The sequence below is a fragment of the Butyricimonas sp. RTP31003st1_G1_RTP31003_210430 genome (assembly GCF_040920905.1).
GTDB lineage: Bacteria > Bacteroidota > Bacteroidia > Bacteroidales > Marinifilaceae > Butyricimonas > Butyricimonas paravirosa.
On sequence record NZ_JBCOSQ010000077.1, the window covers coordinates 1 to 21,818 of the forward strand.

Genomic DNA, 21,818 nt, shown 5'->3' on the forward strand with positions numbered 1-21,818 from the left:
CCATGATCTTTAGCCGCTTTCAAATGATTCTCGGTATCGGCACGTCCGCCCCCATAAGCCGTGTTACATTCCACGATAGTTCCCTTCACTTTCTGCACCAAATCCTTGATCAAAGCCGGTTGCAGGAAATTATGCCCACCCGGTTCTCCCGTGGATAATTTCACGGCAACTTTTCCTGTTGCCTCCCGGCCTAAAGCCTCGTAAATCTTCACCAAATTCTCCGGGGAAATCTCCTTGAACATATACACTTTCGGTACATTAGTATTTCCATCGGATTTCTGTTCTTGCGCATTAGCGCAATTCATCCCTGTCACGGTTGACAACACGGAGAACAAAATCATACAAATATTCCTTCTCATTTTCATGATATTATGTATTACGATTTAAAATTTTATATTCACTCCCGCCATCACCGTTGCCTTAGGCATCGGGAATCCGGCGTTGATCTCGTATCTTTGAGCGAGTAGATTCTCTCCCTTCACCCAAACATCAAACCCATCCAGAACACGGAAAGACCCGCGTACATTCCATAACAGGAAATCCTCGGTTTCCTCCGGATCAAGTTCTTTATACAACCCGGCCACATATTGCAATCCGGTTGACACATTCCAACGTCCCTTTGAAAAAGCCGTTCCTACATAAAGTTTATGCTCCGGAGAGGCTAACACGGGAGTATCCATGTGCAAATAACTATAATTCGCATCCACGGACCAAGCGGGAACAATCCGGTAAGCCACCTGAGCCTCCACACCGGCATTCTCAATCTTTCCCGTGTTCACGTTCAAGGGACGCCCGTCTATCGGCATACGCATAATCAGGTTCTCCCCGTCAATATAGAAAACATTCACACCATATGACAATCGTCCATCCTGCAACCGCTGTGCAAATGAAAGTTCGTAACTCCACAACCTCTCCGGTTTCAGATCCGGGTTAGCCGGACGGAACATATACATTTCACGAATCGTCGGGTAACGGAATCCCTTGCTTGCCATCAACTTTACTTCGCTGTTTTCCGGCAAATGGAAAGAAAACCCGACCTGCGGAACCCATTCCGTCCCCACTTGCGAATGATGGTCAACACGGAGTCCCACGTCAAAAGTAAGCCAGTCACCCAAATTCTGCCGGAAATCAATATATCCTGCCACGTCATCCTGTGTTTTATCCGCTTGAGTATCTCGTTCTCCTGCTAACGTCTTATTCCAAGCCTCTCCCCCGAAATGGAAATAATCAAATCCCACGGTCAGGCGATTTCCCTCGAAAAGCTGTACACTCTGGTACCAAGAGACACCCAACATCAGGTCACGTGAATGAAACCGATAATCAAGAGGATCACCCCCTAAATTATAACCATCATTAATCCAATGTTTCCCCCAGTTATAAAAGAAACTCAACGTTCCCGACGTTTTCGCATAATGATTAGCCAAGGCAAAAGACGTCATTCCTCGTGTAATTCGCTGGTCGTTATCAAGTAATGGATTGGAAATTTCTCCCGGATTCGAGGCATCAAAATGAGTCAGATTCACATCGGCCCAGACATTCCACGCATCCGAAATCTCGTATCCGAATTTGGCATAGCCGCCATATTGTTCGAACTCCATATCCTTCCGATGGCCGTCCGTACGATTATAGGAACCACTGACAATACTTGTGAACCGCCCCTTCCGAATACGATTGGTAACCTCCGATTGCAACGTGTTATACGAACCGTACCCCACGTTAGCATGTGTCCGGATTCCATCCTGTTGCATCTTCCGGGTTACAATATTGATCACTCCCCCCATCGCATTCGACCCGTATAACACGGATGCCGGACCCCGCAGCACTTCTACACGTTCCGCCAGCAAAGACTGGTAAGCATCGGAAATCGGGTGTCCCATCAGTCCCATGTATTGCGGGTGTCCGTCAATTAACACGAGCATCCCCGTAGTCGGTAATCCCTCCTGCGGCACTCCCCCGATTCCCCGTAAACTCATTCCCCCGGCAGCCCCTCCGGATACCCCATATCCCATCAGCCCTCTGGAAGTCGTGAAAAGTCCCGGTATATACTCGGTCAAAAGAGGCAATAACGAGGGATCGTTACGATGTTCGATCTGTTCCCGGTTCACCACGGAAACCGTCATCGGCAAATGCCGCACGTCCGTCTCGTTCCGTGTTCCGGTAACAACAACCTCTTCTATGGTCACTTTTTTCTGCACCGATAAGCTATCAGGCACTTCCTCAGCCCGCAAGGAAACGAGCCCACCCAAAAATAGCACGGTAAATAGTATCTTTTTCATCCTCTATTATTTTGTTACGTTATTCATCGTATGTATAAAATCCTCTATCTGTTGCAGACACTCTTCTGCCGTGTGCATCCGGAAACAGCGAGTCTCCAACGGACACCAACCTGTTTGAGTACGATTAATAATATGAGGTACTTCCGACAAAAAATCCACCTTAATTCCGGATCGTTCCAAAAGCTCTCTGCCCGGGCTACTGATAACCCGGGCAAACACCTCATCCACGCCCCCCAAAGCCATCAAGGCGGCAGCAGCCTTGCCAATCACTTTATCCGCAATAAACGCTCCCCGAAGAAAATCCGGTTCCGTCTTCAACAACCGGTACAAATCCTGTACACCCCGCTCCCAGAACAACCGGGTCTCTCCCCCGTTATAAATCACGCAGGAACATTGTTCCGCATCCAAGCGCTCAATCAACACCTTTCGGTCCGTTTCAACCATCATACTCATTTTCTCTATTTAAAATACCCGTTCCTGTTTCAAATCCTCCACGAAATGATCAATTCGTTGCATCTCTTTCGGGATGTTAATTCCCTGCGGACAATGATGCACGCACTGGTCACAACCGATGCAATGACTGGCCTGTCGCAACCGGGGAACCGAACGGTCATACCCGATAAGGAATGCCCGCCGGGCCTTACGGTAATTCTCATCCTGTGACGAGGCAGGCACATTACCCTCGTTAATACACTTGTTATAGTGCAACAACACGGCCGGAATATCCAAACCGTAAGGACAAGGCATACAATATTTACAATCATTACAAGGGATAGTCGGGTATCGCAACATCAGTTGCGCCGTTTCCTCCAAAAACACCTTATCATCATCTGTCAACGGGTCCAGCGGTGAGAAAGTACGCAAGTTATCCTCTAGATGCTCCATGTAAGTCATCCCGCTCAAAACAGTCAATACCCCGGGAAACGAACCCGCAAAACGGAACGCCCACGAGGCCACGCTGGATTCAGGCTTACGCAATTTCAACGTGTTCGCCACATGAGTCGGCACATTCGAAAGACGGCCACCTAACAGGGGTTCCATGATAATAGCCGGAATGTTCAACTTTTGTAATTCCCCGTAAAGGTACTCGGCATCTGTATTCCGGGTATTCACCTCCTTCGCGTGTTTCCAGTCCACGTAATTCAACTGGATCTGCACGAAATCCCATTTTACCCGATCATGTATCGAGAGCAAGTAATCAAAGACTTTTATATCCCCGTGATAAGAGAATCCCAAGTTACGAATCCGCCCCGCCTCACGTTCTTCAAGCAGGAAATCTAACACACCGTTATTCACGTAACGGGCCTCGTATTCTGCCATCCCGTTTCCCATCCCAACCCCGTGCAGTAGCAGATAGTCGATGTAATCCACCTGCAATTCTTTAAACGAGTTGCGGTACATCGCGATAGAAGCCTCACGTGTCCACGTGGAAGGAGCGAAATTAGACAACTTGGTAGCAATAAAATACGTGTTGCGCGGATAACGTTTAAGGGCAATACCCGTGGCACGCTCGGAACGCCCCATACAATAAGCAGGAGATGTGTCGAAATAATTAACACCATGTGCAATAGCCGTATCCACTAACCGATTAATCGTCTCCTGATCCAAATCCGCATCAGGATTCCGTCCCGCCCCGCCACTCGTATCCGGCCAGCGCATACAACCATATCCCAGCAAGGAGACTTTATCACCCGTCCTCGGATGCGTCCGGTAAGTCATTTGATCTGTCGGGATTTCCCCTAGTGCCGAACGATTGCCCGACACGATATTATTTCTCGAATTACAACCCGCCAAACCGATCGTCGATGCAGCCGCACCAACCCCTAATCGCTTTAAAAATTCCCGGCGGTTTATCTCTTCTTTTCTATCTTTCTTTTCCATGTACTCGTAATTTTTAGATCGTTCTGTGCTGCTCGTGTCCTTCCACGTAAATGGCACTGAATGGACGTGCCGGACAAAGATTCTCGCAAGCCCCGCAACCGATACAACGTTCCACATTCACAACCGGAATCTTCAACGAATCCGCATCATCAGCATCGGAAGGAACCATCGTAATCGCTCCCGTCGGGCAATGCCGGGCACAGTTGCCACACTCTACTTTATCCCGAAGTGGCACACAATTTTTCTCTACCCACACGGCATGACCAATCTGCGTGGCCGACTTATCCGCCGGGGTAAGTTTCAAGATTGCTCCTGCCGGACATACCTCCGAACATTTCGTACATTCCGGTCGGCAATACCCTCTCTCGTATGACATTTCCGGCTGCATAAGCGTTTCCAACTTGGTAGAGGGACGTAACACCTGATTCGGGCATACCGAAACACAAAGCTGACAACCGGTACAACGTGTCCGCATATTACGTATCCCTTTGGCTCCCGGTGGTACAAGCGGTGTCGTCCGGGTAGGGACTTTCTTATCGAGAATAACAGCTAAACCGCCATCCACCTTTTTCTCCTGCGCCTTGACAGCCGAGGAAACAAGAACCAGTCCCATCCCGGTCAAGAAACTACGACGAGCATTATTTGTATTTCCCGTTTCGGAAGTTTCTTTTATCTCTTTTTTCCCAAACCGATATTTATAACTGATCGCACCATGCTTACAGGAATCAATACAATCCATACAAGTCACACAACGGCTATAATCAATCCGATGATCCTTGTAATTAATGCAAGCCGCCTTGCATTTACGGGAACATAAACTACAATTTGTACATTTCTCCGCATCAATCTCCGGACGAAACAAGGAATACCGGGAGAAGAATCCCAACACCGTACCTACCGGACAGACCGTGTTGCAATAGGTTCGACCATTTCGCCATGCCAGTACAACTAACACGACAAACGTGACTGCCGCAATAATAAACGTCGGCAAACTCTTCAGCCATACCGAAGTCTCGTAAAAAGCGTAGCTATCACTCCTTTCGGCAAAATAAGCCAACACGTTATTTCCCCACTGGTACACGGGAGCGAAAAGATTCGAAACGATTCGCCCGTAAGAACTATACGGAGCCAACAATGCCACCACCGAACCAATTCCGGCAATCATGGCAATAATAAACACTCCCAACATCCCGTACCGTAACCACGAAACCGCGGGAGAATAGGAAAAACGATATTTCTTTTTCTTTCGCCGTCCGCTAAACCAAGACACCACATCTTGAAACACACCCAACGGACAAATCACCGAACAATACACCCGTCCAAACACGAGCGTCAATACCACCCATAAAAGAATGACCCCGACATTCAAGGCCAGCACGGCCGGCAGGAACTGTATTTTCGCCAGCCATCCGAACCACGCATGTAATGTTCCCGTAAAATCGAGAAACAACAAGGTGATCAAGATAAAAAACACAAGGGCTACTATTAATCTGATTCTGCGTAGCATAAGCTGTTATTTTAGTTATTAAAACATTACAAAATTATGGAATGTTTACACTATAATTTGTACACGAATTACAGATTAAGATACCAAAATTACTGATTGAAATAATTTTTTGATTTACGATTTCAAATAAAACTCTTCATTTTCACCAATCAGCAAAATACAAAAAACACTTCCGGTTTCTAAATCCTTGTTGGAAAGAAACCAGAAGTGTTTATACTCTTTTGATAATATTTCCTTGTCTTATTCCGTCAACTCGTATTTCAATTCATACCCTTGTTCATCAATTGAAATACCCTCCGTCATCCAACGGGGAGCCGGGCTCTCTTTCAAATAATGATCAAAAAACTGCCGCATCCGCACTCCCCAATCTATCATGGCTGCCTCGCTATTCAAGGCATGGCTCTCTTCTTTATAGTTTAACAACCAAGCAGGACGTTGCAATCGTCTCATGGCCATAAAAAGATCCAACCCCTGAGCAAAAGGCACGGCATTATCTCCATCACAATGGAATATCAGCAAGGGAGTCTTGATTTTATCCGCATAAAATATAGGAGAATTACGAATATACATCTCCCGGTCCTCCCACAACGTCTTGCCCAATCGTCCCTGAGCATCTTCATAAACATACAACCGGGGCATTCCTCCCCCTCTCAGTGCCGTATAGGAAGAAATGGTGTTAGAAACAGCAGCTCCGGGACTGGCACAACGGAAAATATTTGTCCTTGTAACCAAATAAGCCACCTCATAGCCTCCCCAACTATGCCCGATAACACCAATATGATCTTTGTCCGCAATACCCTTATCAATCAACATCTGTACCCCACTTACCACTGAATTATAGCAACTCTCGGCAGGATCGCCAATCTTAAAATGTACATCCGGCATGAAAACCACATACCCGTTACTTACATAAGTTGGTACGTCTATTACCGAACTACTCAACTCCGGTAAACGATAACTGTATAACTCCTCTGTATGTCGTTCGTAGAACGTCACGATCACCGGATAGCGTTTATTGGGATCATACCCTTCCGGTAAAAACAGGATTCCATCATTTTCCCGGCCGTCAAAAGTCTTCCAACGTTCCAACCTTGCCGTTCCCCACAGGTAATTCGTCTGCTGCGGATTGGTATTTGTTATTCGGCGAGGATTCGTAAACTTCAGATTACTCCACCACAAATCCCCGTATTCACTAAAACTAGATTTACTCCAAACACAAGTTTTACCATCATCAGCCATCTTTACGATCCGGGCAGCATATTCCCCTTCCAGTAATTTATTAACTTTCCCGTTAGCTTCCAAAGCATACACACCTTTACTCTTTGTCCGGGTATTAAAACTACTTAGAATCGCTCCTTTCGTAAGATCATTTCCTTTCGCTTCAACTAAACGTAGCTCTAGATCATGTTTCCGACCATATTCACCTGTAAGCGAATAAGGCTGTTTATGGCCTGTCAAATCCACAACCCACATGTCATAACGATCATATAACACCAGACTCTTACCCTCATTTATCCATCCGGCATAACCATAGGCCGAAGGGGCTTTAGGCATATCATGTAATTCATCATACATCGGATAACCGATAGCAGAAGATATATCTTTCAACTCTCCCGAAACCATATCTATATTGTACCACGTCCGGGCCTCTACATCATACCACACAGCATACTTTCCGTTCGGACTCCAAACAGGAACATTTCGCACATTGGTCAATAACTTCGTCTGTTTTCCATCCGCCAAACGAATCAGATAAATATCTGAATTCAGTTCGTGCCTCCAATCAAATTGTGTAAGATAGGGAGTTGAAGAAGTCGCAAATATATAATCAAAATCCTTACTTTCAGGTATAACAAAAGCACTCATACCCGGATCAGATAACTTTACACATTCTTTGGAATCCACGTGATATATGAATTTGGGATAATCCATCGGATTAAAACCACCTCGGGCCGGTCTTTGCCTCCGATGAGACAATGGCTCGTTCCAACTCCATAATTCCAGTTCAAAACCCAGATCAGACTTTTTTCTTGGTGCCGGTCTCGGCATTTTTACCGGCTCTATCTCCAACATTATATCTCGTCCCCCGTTGAGTAAAGGATAAGGATTACGAGTCACCTTCATCCCTTCCGGAAGTCCTGTAATCTCTTCAAAGTTGACCACCACATGACAATCCGCAGGAGCTAAAGAAAACGAATAGAGCAGATCGGGATTATTCACCCGGGAAGAATCGGAAGCAACCGTGAAAGTACCAACTTCTCTCTCCTCATCAAACCATACCCGGCCAAAGAGATTTTTACCAGTCTTGAAAATATCTCGGGATTTCCCCTTTAAGTCCCGAACACGCAAAACAGTCTCGTCATCCCCTTTGTATTCATAAACAAGAGAACGTCTCCCATTAAAAAAAGTATAACTCCCAACCCGATCTATCTCGATCTTCTCCCCGGTTTCCACGTTCCACACGTACAAACGATTATAGGAAGTGTTCCCCTCATTCACGAACTCGGTATAAACAATCCAAGGAGAACTGACATCCACATTGGGAAAAGCCGTTTTATCCCAAACGATCTTTTTCCAATCTTTCAAACGCACGATAAAAGTAGAATCAACCGTTGTCCCCGTGGTATCAACGGGAGTTTTTTGTACCATTTTTACCCATTTCCCGTTATTGAAAAAGAAGAACTCTGAAACATTCTTCAAAGCAATTGTCCGATTCCGTTCCGCATCATATAGATACAACTCTGAATCCTGATTCCCAGCATCATAAAGATAAGCGTAGCGATAAGTTACCCATCTCCCGTCAGGAGACAAATTCGGTTCTCTCAACGTTCGCCATAATTTACATTCTTCCTGTTGCAATGCTTTTTTCTGCGCAAACAGTAAAGAAGGCAATGCAAGAAATAACAAAATACAAAATACGATTCGTTTCATCTCTACTACTTTTCAGCTTTCAACAACTCAATGACATAAGATATTTCATCAGCCAACTTACTGGGACTACCGCAATACCCTCCTGAAGTATAACGCATCACGCCATCTTTCAAAATTACTTTTCGCGGAATCCCCGAATCATTGAACATTTTGGCAAAGCGTGAGAACACGACATTGGCCGATTGACTCTTTTCATTATAATTGTCATACAACACATTGAACGTGAAATCATTTTTTGCAAAATACTCCTTAATCTTCTGTTTATATTTATCCCCGCTTTCCTGGGTAGCAATAAAATAAAATTCCACCTCTTTATCTTTAGCATATTTATCCACAGCCATTTGCATACCGGGGAAGGCCATCTTACACGGACCGCACCAAGTTGCCCAAAAATCAAGTACCACAATCTTTCCTTTCCAGTCTTTACTATTCACCTTTTTTCCCGTCATACTTTCTAACACGAAAGGTTCAACAGCTACATTCGTCAATCCCGCCTTGACCTCCTTTTTCATCTCTTCCAGTTCTTTCATGGACTTCAGCGACTGCACATATTCCTCGAAACCTTCAGACTTTCCATACTTTTCCGTATACACTTTTTTCAACATCTCCAACATAGCCGGAGTCACCACATTCTCTCGCACACACTCCTCCAACACGGAAAATATCTTCGATCTATTCCCGGTCTTTTCCAAAATTTGGATATAGGCCTCATTCAAGTCCGAATTGCTATACAATCCTTCTTTCGACAAGTTTTCAAAATAAGGAAGAGTCTCCTCGTATTTTTCCATCCGGGTCAACAAAAGAATATGACTTGTCAGTTTATCATCAAGCTGGCGACGAGCAATTTCCCTCGCCTGCCCCGGAGTATATCTGACATCCTCCATAAAAGAAAGATCACCTTGTTTCTTCATCATCTCTTCTATCATTGCGGTAGATAAAGGATAAATGACCTCATCAGGACTTAATTTCAACTTAAACATCCGGAAAATATTCCAACGATACACCTCATTCAATGTCTGGAAATTCATTTGATCAAACCAAGAGGCAAATCCCTCGTAATCGTGCTTGGCAAACAAAGCCTCTTCCAAAACACGGAATGTACTGTAATAAATAAAAGCATGTTGCCCCTGTTCCGGGTGCTTACGCCATTCACTGATCGGGAAGTCAGCCAAAAACTTGCGGGTTGAATCCAGTTTCACGTCATCCAGCGGCATTTGCTCGATAGTCTTAAAAGTCTTAAAGCGAGCCGCTGCACCGTGAGGATAATTAGCAAGAATCATTTGTTCCAGCGAATCGGCTTTTTCCGTATCTCGTAATTCAAAACGGTAAAGATCCCTAGCCCACAAATATTGTTGTTCACCCAAGCCGGGGATACTCAAAAACTGAGTAATATACCGACGAGCCGCATCCGAATATTGGTCTCCACTTCTCAATTTCACCATCGCCATAAAACAGTCGAACATTTTCGGCATATTCTGCGGGAAGTATTCCAACTCTTTATACATCCACATTTCCACCGCCTCATCAGAAATATCGTACTGATTAAAATACCCCATCACACCTTTCCCCAAAGAAGGTTTACGAAATATAGCCCAAGCCAGTCTTCCTCCGGGAAGTTGTTGTCCATTCTGGTCAAGGGTTACCCACATGAAACCCTTATCATCATTATTATCCGCAACACCCATATCATTCACATCCTTCGGGACAAACTTAAAGGCAACAAAAGCGCAATTTCTCGGTACATAAAAATTCCCATACCAAATTCCCTTGTATTCGCTCAAATCCACATCTGCCACTTCCCAACAATAATCATTATACATATAGGCAACTCCGGTAATAGCCTCCTTTCCGACCAACGGTCCTCCCGTCGGATCATATTGTATTTCCAACCGAGTTCCTGCCACAGGACTCCCCGTAAAACCGGATAAACGAGACTTTTCTTCTTGCCCTAACACGTTCACGGCAAGACCACATAACAGCATTACAATAATTACGAACTTATTCCTCATAGTAATAAATTTTGGACATAAAATTCCAAGGGCTATTATAAAGCCCCGGAATATATCAATTTCAAATTCAAATGTTTATTTACTTGCTTGATTCCCGATCGCGTGCAGATCGATATTATACTTTGTTTTAAAATAATCCAACACGATCTCGTATTTTTGTTTTATCAGGTAAGTACGTTTATAGGTTCCGCTACTTTGATCCCATTCTGCACTGACATCAAAACTATCAGATAACGCCCAAGCCTTAAACTCATCCTCGCTCATGATTGTCAAATACTTCACGTAAAGCCCGAAATCATAATTCACATCAATATTTTTATAATATTCCAAGAACCCACAACCATTATACCCCCATTGTCCTTGATTCTCGGTATTTGACGAGTTATTAAACAAATCAGAAAATTCTGTCGGAATCTCTATTTTATCACGAGAAGCCGCATACACGATCAAAGATTTTGTAATCTCCCCGGTCGCATTTAATTTCTCATTTTCAGTCAATTGATCGAACTTTTCACTCGTATAACCGAATGCAATATGATTTAAACCACTTGCAGCTGCATGATACGTGGTATCATACACTTTCACACTCCCCCATTCTTGTGTTTCTTCATCATACACGTAATCGTATCTTTCGGTTACACTATATATTTCCGAGGCCAATAACACTCTTAAAGGTAATATTTTCCGTAAGAAATCTTCATCCCATATAGCAAAACTATTCTCTGTTATAAAATGAAAAGCCTTGTCAGCATACGCCTCATCCGCTTGAACCGAATAATAGGGAATATATTCCGTCACATTCCAACGAAAATCCGATTCCTTATATTTATACAAAAATTGTACGTTATATTTCTCGTAATAAGCAAGAAATTCCTGATCATAATCCGCATTCCCTTGGGGAAATTCATAAAAAGTCTGAGGTTCCGAAGGAGTTAAATCTTTTTCCCCACAGGCAAAAAATAAACCTGTAAAAATCAACAGTATAAACAGTATATTATTTTTCATAGTACTTCAATTTATCAATTGGTTCCAATTCGATCCGTAGCTAATTCATTCTGTACCAATTTAGAATTCCGATCTAAAACATCCTGCGAAATCGGTAAGGTATATCCAGGATCTTTTTCCTGTAACACGTATGTTGTCCGCTGTCCATTTTCACTAACCCACGTATGTTCAATTCTAGGCATCCCGTAACGACGAAGATCAAACCAGCGATGTCCTTCCATAAAAAGTTCACGACGACGTTCCAACTTACACAAGTTTTCCAAATCATCAGCCGTACTCAACGTGTAATTCGAATAATTTGTAAACCGGTTTTCCCGCAATTTATTTAGATCATTTACAGCTAATTGACCACATTCAGCAGCTCCCGCTTTATATTTCTCCATATATGCCTCTGCCCGGTTCAAATAAAGTTCAGCCGTTCTCCACACGTACCCTCTTTCCGCAACCCCGTGTTTATACTCTTGATAAGGATAAATATAACCGCTTGCCGTGGCCTTAAAATACATCCCGTTACGACTATCATTCGGTTCTGAAAAACTACTCACCAAATCCGTAGACAGGCATACAGGCGTTCCCATGAATCCCATCCGTCCGGGCATACTTCCAAAGACAAAAATAGTTTCCGGGAAACTGGAAGAAACGACCGGATTCGTAGAATTCGTGGGATAATTCACATTCGTGTAAGCATAAGTCGGTAAATAAACCAAATCCGGAGCCCCTGCAAGAGCCTGGGTGGCATGTTCAATCACTTTATCCCATTCCTCCATGTACAGATAAATACGGGAGGCAATCAAATGCGCAGAAACATAATTGATCCGGTAAACCCCATTATTTGTTTTATTCTGATCCAACAATGACACAGCCCGCTCAATATCCGCTGTAATCTGTTTGTAAACATCTGCCACCGAACTACGAGCAATTCCTTCATCCCGAATTTCGGATTTCGTGACCAAAGATACTCCTAAACGCTGGTCGGGAGTTGAACGGGAATCGTTGTAAGGAGTTGCAAAGATATTCACCAACTGCAAATAATAATACGCCCGTAAAGTCAGAGCCTCTCCCAACACCATATTAATCTGTGATTCCGTACCCACTGACATCTCTATATCATCAATGATAACATTGCATACCATAATCTTCTCATAGTAATTTTCGTATGTTGCATCAGTCACATTTGCATCCTTCAGAGACTGATACATGTAATATTGCCAAGTAAAAATATCCCGGCAAGCATTATAGACATCCGTGTATGAATAGGAAGATACGCCATCAATATCATCATCCATATACCAGGTCAAACCATCCAATTCGGCAAATGCATACCCTGCCCCGTTCAATAATTCTGAATAAGCATCCGTTGTTTCCGGTTCAAATTCATCTTGAGAAACTTCCTCCAAGAAATTCCCACACGCACAGAACGTTATGATAAAAAACGCTCCTAATATAAACTTATTAAATACTGAAATCATAGTTCATCATCTTTACTAGGTTAAAAACTAACATTTAAAGAGAACGAGTACGTCTGCGTGATTGGTAGAGCCGTTCCTCCGGTTCCGCCTTGTTCAGGATCTTGTCCCCTAAACTTCGAGCTACAAATCGTCAAAGGATTGGTAACATTAAACATACAAGACATCATGGATACCCCAAATTTTTTCAAATATTTCTGGGGAATCGTATAGGACAGAGATAAATTACGACATCTTAGGAAATCTCCCTTCACCACCCGAATATCTGAATAATTATACATTTCATAAGAATTCAAAGACACGGTAGAAGGAATCGGAACATATAAATTATACTCTGTCGAACCATCAAACACGAATCCTGGAATATTTGTCGTAAGCTCGTCACCCGGCTTCTTCCAACGTTTCAAAAGATCTTTATGCAAATTATCCTGTGGAGCGGGCATGGTGAGAGCCCCGCTATACAAGAAATTCAATCTCTTTACACTACCCAAGCTATAAGCGAAATTAGCATTCAACGTCAGATTCTTATATCGCAAACTCGTGGTAAATCCACCGCTGATTTTAGGATCAGCCTGTCCGGAATACACCAAATAATCCTTCGGGTCATCCATTTTTACAATCTGGCTCTGGTCACGAGAAGTATGAGCAAAAGTAGCGTATCCATATTGCGGATCTAATCCGGTAAATTTCCATGAATAAACCGCATTTACAGGCTTTCCGTTCTCAAAAGCATTTCCGGCCAGATAATCCGTGTAAGTATATTCATTTTTTCCTGTATTCTGCACATTATTCGTGTTCTTTGAATACGTGGGAGTAATTGTCCATTTGAAATCTTTCGTCTGTACGGGTACAAATGACACGGCCAACTCAAAACCCGTATTCTTTATATCCGCTCCGTTTTTATAGGTCGTCTTAACTCCATATTCCGCAGGAACATCCAAACTAAAAATAATATCTTTCCCTTTTTTGTAATAGTAATCAATTGTTCCACTGATTCTTCCTTTCCAGAATGAAAAATCCGTTCCGATATTTATTGTCTTTGTCTTCTCCCAGCGCAAATCCGGATATGCGTAACGACTAACATTCAGCACGTACTCCCCGGACCAACGATTAATCACGGTTGTCGGGTATTTCACGACAAGATTGGGTCCCACCGTGGTAGGAACATTTCCCTGGCTACCATAGGACAAACGCAGACTCAAGTCTGCCCGTTCTCCCAACAATTTAAACCACGGTTCCTCAGAAACACTCCAACGTCCCGCAACACTCCACACGGGTAAAGCTTTATTATTTGTATATTGTCCGAAACGGTTGGAAGCATCCATACGGATATTTGCATTCAACACATAACGATTTCTATATGCATAAACTAACGTCGCAAAACCGGATAACGTATTAGATAACGTATTACTAAGTTTAGCCGTATGTTTCTCCAAAGATGAATTTCCACTCAATGAAGTTGAGCCGGACGTATTGGTATCATACTCGTAACTAATTCCCAATCCCCGATCCGGGAAATATCCCCATTCCTCAGTATTAAATCCATCATTTTTTACCGAACGAACCTCATATCCCACCATCGCATTAATAATATGATTCTCGTTCAATATCTTATTATAAGACAACTGGGCGCGAGCCGTATAACTTATATTATTATTTGTTTCATATAACAATATACCTCCCTTAGACAAACGCGAGGCTTTTTCCTCTTCACTATTTGGAGTAACTGCCCCATAGTCATATCCTCTGATTTCCGCAATATAATAAGAACGTTCATCTGCCCATTTCTTATTTACCGTGTTCGAATAATTTACACCAAAAAGAGTATTTAAAGTCAACCGAGGATGTAATTTCGCATTTATCCCCACACTGGCATTCACTTGACGAATATTCGCCTCATTACCCGTATGCTCTATTTCGTTCAAGATATTATAAGAAAGCGGAAAATTTGAAGACAATCCGGGTACAGTAGAATATTGTGTCGTGTAGAATTCATCTTTACTAATGGCTCTTGATGCAGAAAGAGCATAATCCGAAGGATTTACCATATAAAAACCATCTGATTTTCTATCCGAAAAACTCAATTTACCCTCCACATTGACAAACTTCCCGATATCGGTACTTAAATTCAAATTTAAATTATATCGTTCCAGGTTGTCTCCCTTCGTCGTTCCTTTACTATTATTGTAACCTACTGAAAAATAGTAACGACTAGTTTCATTTCCCCCGGAAACACTTAATGTATAATCCTGATTAAAAGCATTCTGACAAAGAATCTTAAACCAATCCGTGTTCATTGTCTCCAAATCGGCAACTTTCGCATCAAACTCAGACTTTGTAATTTTACCGTCATAATAATCAAACAGAGCCCCTTCATACCCTGCAGAATAAGGCATTGCCCCATATAGATAACCGTACTCTGCCGTTTCCCGGGACACCCCGATACGTTCCTTAGAATTCATCAATTGGTAATCCGAATACCGGGGACGTTCCGTAAACCCGAAAGATGCTGAAAAAGTAACTGACGGCTTTCCTACTTTACCTTTTTTAGTTGTCACAACAATCACGCCATTAGCAGCTTGCGTTCCGTAAATAGCCGTAGCGGAAGCATCTTTCAAAAAAGTAATCGATTCAATATCCATCGGATTCACCCCGGAAATGGCATTACCTAACAAACTCAGACTGGCATTTTCTCCCGCTTGTTCCCGTATGGTTGAGGCCGATCCCGTTAACACGTCATTTATCTCGTCGTTAGATAAATCCACCGGGTCCTCATAAATAATTCCATCAACAACCCATATCGGAGCAGCATTCCCATGAATGGTTGAAGAACCCCGGATACGCATTTTCGGAGTCGCATTCGGGCTACCGGAAGTTGTCATAACCATTAATCCCGGAACACGTCCCTGTAACATAGCGTCTACCGAGGCCACGTTAGGAATCAAAATATCATCTATTTTCACCGAGGTAGTAGCACTGGCTGATAACCGTTTGTCTACTTTACCATACCCCGTAATCACCACTTCTTCAATCTCCGTCACGTCCGGTTGCAGGCGAATAACCAATTCTTTGTTATCGTTCTTCTTCAAAGCCACCTCTTGCATCTGGTAACCGACAAAGGTCACGAGCAGAACAGTCGTGTCCATCTGTGGAATTTCAAGCGTAAACGTTCCGTCAACATTAGCCACTCCACCAAGAGCCGTTCCTTTTAAAACAATGGTCGCTCCCGGCAAAGATTCCCCTTTCTCATCCAGAATCTTACCTTTCACAATCCGTTTTTTGGGCTGATTATCCTCCTGTCCCCGCTTGATAATAATTAAAGAACCATCTTTTTCATAAACCAATCTGGTTCCTTTCAAACACAAGGCCATGACATTATCAATATCAGCCAGTGATACCGAAAGTGTTAATCCCTTAATTCCGACAACATCATCCGATTTAAATAAAAACCGGTAATCGGAATTTTTCTCTATTTCCCTGAAAACTTCTTTTAATGAAGCATTCTCCACGCTTAACGTGAGGTTCTGCGAATGTACATTCCCGTAGGTATGTAACATTCCGAACAGCATAAACAAGACATAAAATTTCATCATTCGCATAATTTGTGCGTACTTTCTCGAATGGAGAAAGTCATCTTTCCATTTTTTTGTCATAACTTTGTAGTTGTAGAATACAATTTAATTTGTCAGGAATGGGGAGTGTGGGGACACTCCTCTTCCTTTATTTATCGATCACAGTTATATTATTTCCTTTTATATCAAAATGAACAATATCCAGTTTTTCTATTTTCTCTAATAACACGGAGAAATCCTTGTATCGGCTAATGTTTCCGTTAATTCGAATCTCCTTCACACCGGGATTCTGATAAAACAAATTCACGTCATACCACCGGGCAACCGTATTCATCACATCCTCCAAACGCTCGTCTTCGAACACGAAATACCCGTCCTTCCATGCCGTATAGAGGCTGACATCCACCTTTTGTTTACTCAGTTCTCCTGTATTTGTTAACACAGCCTGTTCCCCCGGTTCCAACAATAACATTTTTCCCTTCACGTTTATTTCCACACTTCCTCGTTCCAGTGTTGTTTCAAAACGACTCTCTCCCTCGTAAGCATTTATATTAAACCGAGTTCCAAGTACTTTCACTTCAAACCCGTTAAGCTCTACAATAAAAGGAGTCCCGGACTTTGCCACATCAAAAAAAGCCTCTCCGGAAAGCACCACCCGTCTCTCCTCACCGCTAAACCGTACCGGATAACGTAAATCCGTTTCAGCATTCAGATGAACCATCGTCCCATCACTTAATTTCATGGAGAACTCTCCCCCTCTCGGAACCCGCATCAAGTGAAACTCATCCACCATTTTTCCCTTCGCCTCGATCCCCTCGTAATTCAACACGTTACTATCCTGTTGCACGAATAGACTGTCGGAAATAACAATATTCGTACGTAACCTGGATTCTAAAACAATCGCTTTCCCAGAACCGGTATACAACACGGCTTGATCCTTTCCGGGAGCCAATGCCAACGAATTAACTTCCGGTTGTACAGTGTCGAATTTTTGCCACAAAACGATCGTTCCGACCAGACAGATAAATACAGCTACATACTTACACAACCCGATGAATACCTTTCTTTGCTTTCCATAGGTTCTTTGTTCAAATTTCTTCAAATTTTTCCGGACGTCAACCTCTTTACTTTTCTCTTGAGTAAAAAAGTTCTTCATTTTCTGGTAATAGCGCTCATTCTCTCCCGACTCATTTCTCCACGCCTCCACTTCCTGTTTCTCCTTTTCTGTTAAATCGCCATTTACAGACCGCCTTAATATGGACCAATCAATTTTTTGCATAGCTTGTATTTATTGCTTACATACATAAGACAACTTCAACAAAAAATACAGTGACAAAATTTCAAGAAAAAAATTATTTTTCTTGTAACAAATTGATACTATGAACTAAATAACAGACAAAAGGATTAGGAAAGAAGCTCCCAAACGAGAACGGATAAATTTATACGCCCGGCTCATCTGCGTGTTTACAGTATTCACGGAAATATTCATTTCTTCCGCTACTTCCTTGTATTTTTTCCCGTCCAGCACGCAACGCTTAAATATAATTTTAGACTGATCCGGCAATTCTTCGATCACATCATACACCTTCTTCAACATATCCTGATCAATTTCTACCTCCGGAATTTCTGCATAAGCTTGAGCCTCAAGTAACCATTGTTTATAATTATCTTCCACATGAAGATGTTTCAAACGATTCAGACTACGATTACGCACCTGAGTAAAAAGATAAGATTTCAAATTAGATACCTCCGGAAGTGTCGGAGCATTATTCCATAAATCTATAAATACCTCCTGAACAATATCCTCAGCCTCACCACGATCCAACAAAAAATATTCTGCAAACAACGTCATCTTCTTGAAATAAGATTCAAAAAGTTGTTTAAACACTCCCTGCTCCCTCCGCCTTATCGCCTGCAAAACATTTTCCATATCAAATCCCATAGGTATCCTTGTCTACTCGTGTTGAATACACAAATATAAATCTTTCTTTTAAAAATGCTCTTCCCCACGATAAATATTAACTTTTCTATTACCAAAAAGATCACAGACTACATAAAGATGAACCTTCAATTAACGACATCGCTCAACGGGATTTCATCCAAGCTATTTTCTTCTTCGCACCAGCAACAAACACGCGCACCACCACTCTATTCCCACACCAATCTAACCCAAATAATGAGGTAATCCTACCCTAATAATCCCACTCATACAGAGCTTATTCGTTGTCTATTCGTTGCTCATGCATTACGACATATGTAAGCTCTGAGTAAACGTCGAATGATGTTCGAATATGTGGGATTATTTCTTTAGGTTCTCCTTAGGAACTCGTTAGGTTCTCTTTATAAATCAATCAACAAGTCACCCTCCTATTTTCTACTATCCAGAATCTTCGTCCCGATATCCATGTAACGATACACATCCCGGGTGGTCTCCCGGATACGTTCCTCGTCCTTTTTATGTCCCAACCGGACAATAATGGCATTCTTTTCGGGAATAGCGACAATATATTGTCCCAACATTCCCCGGAAATAGGGATTCTGTTGCCCTTTATAGTTCATAATCCAAATCTGGAAACCATAATAATCCAAAGAATCCTTCCCCCACTCGTCCTTCAGATACCCCGCCGGACTCATGGCCTCGTTAATATATTCTTCCGAAACCAACTGCTTCCCGTTCCAGTTCCCATGATGCAACATCAAACGGGCAAAACGGGCAATTTCCCTCGCCGTGGTGTGAAAACAACAGAAAGATTTCTCGTCCCCGTCCTTTTTATCCAGCAACCAATAGGCGTCCTGACAGGCTTGCATCGGTTTCCATAACTTCTCTTCGGCATAATCACTAATGCTCTTCCCGGTCGCTTTCTCCACTACAAAAGCCAGTATCTGCGTGTCCCCGCTCCGATATGAAAATTGTTTCCCCGGTTCCTCGATCACGTCTAACGTAGTCACTAAATCATAAAGATCGTTCCCGTAGTAGCCATGTGTAGTTACCGAAAACAGCGACGCATAAGCCTCATCCCAATTCAACCCGCCACTCATGGTTAACAAATTGCGAATCGTGATATTTTTCTTTTTCCCCTCGTTAAATTCCGGGATATATTTCCCCACCGGATCATCCAGACTGGCAATTTTCCCCTCGTCATAAGCAATGCCGACCAACAGCCCCACGATACTCTTGGTCGATGAAAATATATTTGATGTTTTCGTGTCATTCCAACCGGACCGATATTCCTCGTACACGATACTATCATTCTGGATCACCAGAAAAGAAACCGTACGAAAATCATTCAAGTAGGCATCATCCTCCGGACTCAACTCGTACGTGTTATAATCCTTGGCAATCCCCCACGTCCAGCAAGTGTCGGCTTTCCGCACCGTATGCTTGTCAAACATCGACAAATCATCTATCGACGGGTACCAGTAAAGCAAAGCCTGCCGCGCATAATAAGGCAGACAGAGATAAGCAATCCCCAGCACCACAACAACCGTCAAAAGTATCTTATATCTTTTCTTCATCATAATCAATTTATAAAGTTTGTAAGGCTCATAAAGTTCGTAAAGTTCATAAAGTGACGGGTGTCCTTCGGACAGTTTTTAACGGCAGCCCCCGCTGCCGTCTATAAAGCGCCCCGCAGGGGTCCAAGGACCTTATGAACCTTATGGACTTTATGAACCCATTTTCACTTTCACCACCATTTTCCGGATTATCCCCTCCCCGATACAAGGAGCATGAGCATCTTCCGGGAAAAAGATCACGAACTCTCCGGGAGATAATGTGAACACCCGCTCCACCGGATCCCGGTAAAAAGTAAAATCACCCGCTCCATCATATGGCGCCCGCTCCTCGCCCAACAGACTTTTAGCCTTCCAACCATATCCTTCCGGCATACTCAAAGGTATCTGAATATCAATATATTTATCATGCCGTTCGTACACGGCCTCCTCTGTTTTTCGTCCTTTGGCATCTTCAATTTTCAGATAGACATTATCCCCGTCAATGTCAATTCGTCCCACGGGCATACTTGCCAAATCATGCGTTTTTATATAGTCAAAGACAACTTTAAAATACGGGTTCAACCCCTCAATTCGTTCGCTATTAGCCAGTACGTCTACAATCATAATTTTATTTCAATTTTTTTATACAACAAAGATAACGAAAATACGTTAACAACAAGAAAACCAAGCAAGAACAACGCACATTTTCTTCTAAAAAATGTGTTCATTGCCCGGTTTCCATCATATTCTAGGCCAAACGTTATATTTAGAACTACATAAATTTTAGTCACTATGAAAAACTCATACCTTACGATGATCGTTTTCACGATTTTTACCATCAGTTTTTGCTCCAAAACGCAGGCACAAAAACAGAGCCGCGTGGAAAGACTATACCAACACATCGCCTGGTCCGAAGGAGACAAGTACGATCGGTTGAGAGAAAGAATGGACACCAAAAGTATGGATGCCTACAAAAATGAAATCACCTTGGCCGATGCCCTCAGACAATTGTTACTGACACCCGGCATCAATGCCATCGAACCCTACCTGAAAAGCGACATGACCATCCAGCAACAAGATGGCGGCGCCCGGTTACGTTCGTTCTGCCAAGCAGCAAACCTCAACGTCAACCTTTTTCGTCACAAAGCAGACTCCACGATCTTTGCTTTGCTTGTTTATTCCAAGGATCAACTTGAAGATTCCCGTACAGTACTTGCACAAATAAAAAAATACGATTACAACATTGACCCCGATATTTACGAGACGATCGTCCGGCTAAAGGAAAAAGTGCAATATGCAGACCTGAAAGCCCAGCCGACACAGGCAAAATGTGACACTTATTTCAAAGACTTTCACAACCAATACAACTATGTCGAGGTGGCCAAAATATACAATGATCTGTTATACAAAGCCGCCCTTGACAAGCAAAACGATTCAACCATTCTCTGTTATTTTAACGACACCACGCTAAAAACATTCTACGCCAACTCCAAGGAACCGCGTCCCTACCTGACTGAAGTACAAAAACTCTATGACGACTGCCTGTTCAAAGCGATACAAACAGCCACTTCCCCAGAAGTACAAAAACATTGTATCAATGCTTATATCGAATGTCCCTATCTAGCAGGGTGTAACCGCAGATACCTGCCACAAGTGGAATACGCTAACGACAGCAT

General features: G+C 42.9%; 15 protein-coding genes. 1 reads left to right on the plus strand and 14 read right to left on the minus strand.

Translation table 11 applies throughout. The features are described from left to right. The 14 genes from AB5542_RS18225 to AB5542_RS18290 form a co-directional block, all read right to left on the minus strand. On the minus strand, nt 1-305 hold a 305-nt coding region (locus AB5542_RS18225; RefSeq protein ID WP_368243310.1), incomplete at its 3' end, for a DUF362 domain-containing protein. 78 nt (nt 306-383) lie between these two features. Then, nucleotides 384-2,276 (minus strand): TonB-dependent receptor, encoded by a 1,893-nt coding sequence (locus AB5542_RS18230; RefSeq protein WP_279039676.1) that lies wholly within the window; start codon nt 2,274-2,276, stop codon nt 384-386. 6 nt (nt 2,277-2,282) lie between these two features. Then, entirely contained in the window at nt 2,283-2,729 is a 447-nt protein-coding gene (locus AB5542_RS18235) for a DUF1893 domain-containing protein (protein WP_340279851.1), read from the minus strand. A gap of 9 nt (nt 2,730-2,738) precedes the next feature. Next, nucleotides 2,739-4,157: an aldo/keto reductase gene (locus tag AB5542_RS18240; protein ID WP_288215295.1), complete on the minus strand. Its 1,419-nt coding sequence runs from the start codon at nt 4,155-4,157 to the stop codon at nt 2,739-2,741. 13 nt (nt 4,158-4,170) lie between these two features. Further along, nucleotides 4,171-5,664 (minus strand): 4Fe-4S binding protein, encoded by a 1,494-nt coding sequence (locus AB5542_RS18245; RefSeq protein ID WP_279039680.1) that lies wholly within the window; start codon nt 5,662-5,664, stop codon nt 4,171-4,173. Between the two features lie 240 nt (nt 5,665-5,904). Continuing rightward, nucleotides 5,905-8,595 carry a S9 family peptidase gene (locus AB5542_RS18250; RefSeq protein WP_279039682.1) on the minus strand — a complete coding sequence of 897 codons (2,691 nt, stop codon included), beginning with the start codon at nt 8,593-8,595 and terminating at the stop codon, nt 5,905-5,907. Nucleotides 8,596-8,600: 5 nt separating this feature from the next. After that, nucleotides 8,601-10,604, minus strand: coding sequence for a TlpA family protein disulfide reductase (locus tag AB5542_RS18255; protein ID WP_279039684.1), 2,004 nt, complete (start codon nt 10,602-10,604; stop codon nt 8,601-8,603). 75 nt (nt 10,605-10,679) lie between these two features. Further along, entirely contained in the window at nt 10,680-11,609 is a 930-nt protein-coding gene (locus AB5542_RS18260; RefSeq protein ID WP_087421189.1) for a hypothetical protein, read from the minus strand. A gap of 14 nt (nt 11,610-11,623) precedes the next feature. Beyond that, complete coding sequence (locus AB5542_RS18265; RefSeq protein ID WP_087421188.1) at nt 11,624-13,078, minus strand: RagB/SusD family nutrient uptake outer membrane protein; 1,455 nt, start codon at nt 13,076-13,078, stop codon at nt 11,624-11,626. 20 nt (nt 13,079-13,098) lie between these two features. Further along, nucleotides 13,099-16,668: a SusC/RagA family TonB-linked outer membrane protein gene (locus tag AB5542_RS18270; RefSeq protein WP_158571921.1), complete on the minus strand. Its 3,570-nt coding sequence runs from the start codon at nt 16,666-16,668 to the stop codon at nt 13,099-13,101. A 127-nt stretch (nt 16,669-16,795) separates the two neighbouring features. Next, nucleotides 16,796-17,926: a FecR family protein gene (locus AB5542_RS18275; RefSeq protein ID WP_279039686.1), complete on the minus strand. Its 1,131-nt coding sequence runs from the start codon at nt 17,924-17,926 to the stop codon at nt 16,796-16,798. 105 nt (nt 17,927-18,031) lie between these two features. Next, on the minus strand, nt 18,032-18,589 hold the full coding sequence (locus AB5542_RS18280) for an RNA polymerase sigma-70 factor (RefSeq protein WP_087421185.1): 558 nt from the start codon (nt 18,587-18,589) through the stop codon (nt 18,032-18,034). 425 nt (nt 18,590-19,014) lie between these two features. Beyond that, the gene (locus AB5542_RS18285) at nt 19,015-20,163 is read right to left on the minus strand and encodes a serine hydrolase domain-containing protein (protein WP_279039688.1); all 1,149 of its coding nucleotides are present in this window, start codon (nt 20,161-20,163) and stop codon (nt 19,015-19,017) included. A gap of 150 nt (nt 20,164-20,313) precedes the next feature. After that, nucleotides 20,314-20,766, minus strand: coding sequence for a YhcH/YjgK/YiaL family protein (locus tag AB5542_RS18290; RefSeq protein ID WP_279039689.1), 453 nt, complete (start codon nt 20,764-20,766; stop codon nt 20,314-20,316). Between the two features lie 168 nt (nt 20,767-20,934). On the opposite strand from AB5542_RS18290, the gene AB5542_RS18295 reads away from it, so the two are divergent. Next, nucleotides 20,935-21,818: hypothetical protein (locus tag AB5542_RS18295; protein WP_368243309.1), on the plus strand; the 884-nt coding region annotated here is incomplete at its 3' end.

What these genes read in the sequence shown, in the direction of transcription:
- AB5542_RS18265 (WP_087421188.1), bottom strand. Translation starts at nt 13,078, where the DNA reads ATGATTTCAGTATTTAATAAGTTTATATTAGGAGCGTTTTTTATCATA.
- AB5542_RS18245 (WP_279039680.1), bottom strand. Translation starts at nt 5,664, where the DNA reads ATGCTACGCAGAATCAGATTAATAGTAGCCCTTGTGTTTTTTATCTTG.
- AB5542_RS18230 (WP_279039676.1), bottom strand. Translation starts at nt 2,276, where the DNA reads ATGAAAAAGATACTATTTACCGTGCTATTTTTGGGTGGGCTCGTTTCC.
- AB5542_RS18250 (WP_279039682.1), bottom strand. Translation starts at nt 8,595, where the DNA reads ATGAAACGAATCGTATTTTGTATTTTGTTATTTCTTGCATTGCCTTCT.
- AB5542_RS18290 (WP_279039689.1), bottom strand. Translation starts at nt 20,766, where the DNA reads ATGATTGTAGACGTACTGGCTAATAGCGAACGAATTGAGGGGTTGAAC.
- AB5542_RS18280 (WP_087421185.1), bottom strand. Translation starts at nt 18,589, where the DNA reads ATGGGATTTGATATGGAAAATGTTTTGCAGGCGATAAGGCGGAGGGAG.
- AB5542_RS18255 (WP_279039684.1), bottom strand. Translation starts at nt 10,604, where the DNA reads ATGAGGAATAAGTTCGTAATTATTGTAATGCTGTTATGTGGTCTTGCC.
- AB5542_RS18270 (WP_158571921.1), bottom strand. Translation starts at nt 16,668, where the DNA reads ATGATGAAATTTTATGTCTTGTTTATGCTGTTCGGAATGTTACATACC.
- AB5542_RS18235 (WP_340279851.1), bottom strand. Translation starts at nt 2,729, where the DNA reads ATGAGTATGATGGTTGAAACGGACCGAAAGGTGTTGATTGAGCGCTTG.
- AB5542_RS18275 (WP_279039686.1), bottom strand. Translation starts at nt 17,926, where the DNA reads ATGCAAAAAATTGATTGGTCCATATTAAGGCGGTCTGTAAATGGCGAT.
- AB5542_RS18260 (WP_087421189.1), bottom strand. Translation starts at nt 11,609, where the DNA reads ATGAAAAATAATATACTGTTTATACTGTTGATTTTTACAGGTTTATTT.
- AB5542_RS18285 (WP_279039688.1), bottom strand. Translation starts at nt 20,163, where the DNA reads ATGAAGAAAAGATATAAGATACTTTTGACGGTTGTTGTGGTGCTGGGG.
- AB5542_RS18240 (WP_288215295.1), bottom strand. Translation starts at nt 4,157, where the DNA reads ATGGAAAAGAAAGATAGAAAAGAAGAGATAAACCGCCGGGAATTTTTA.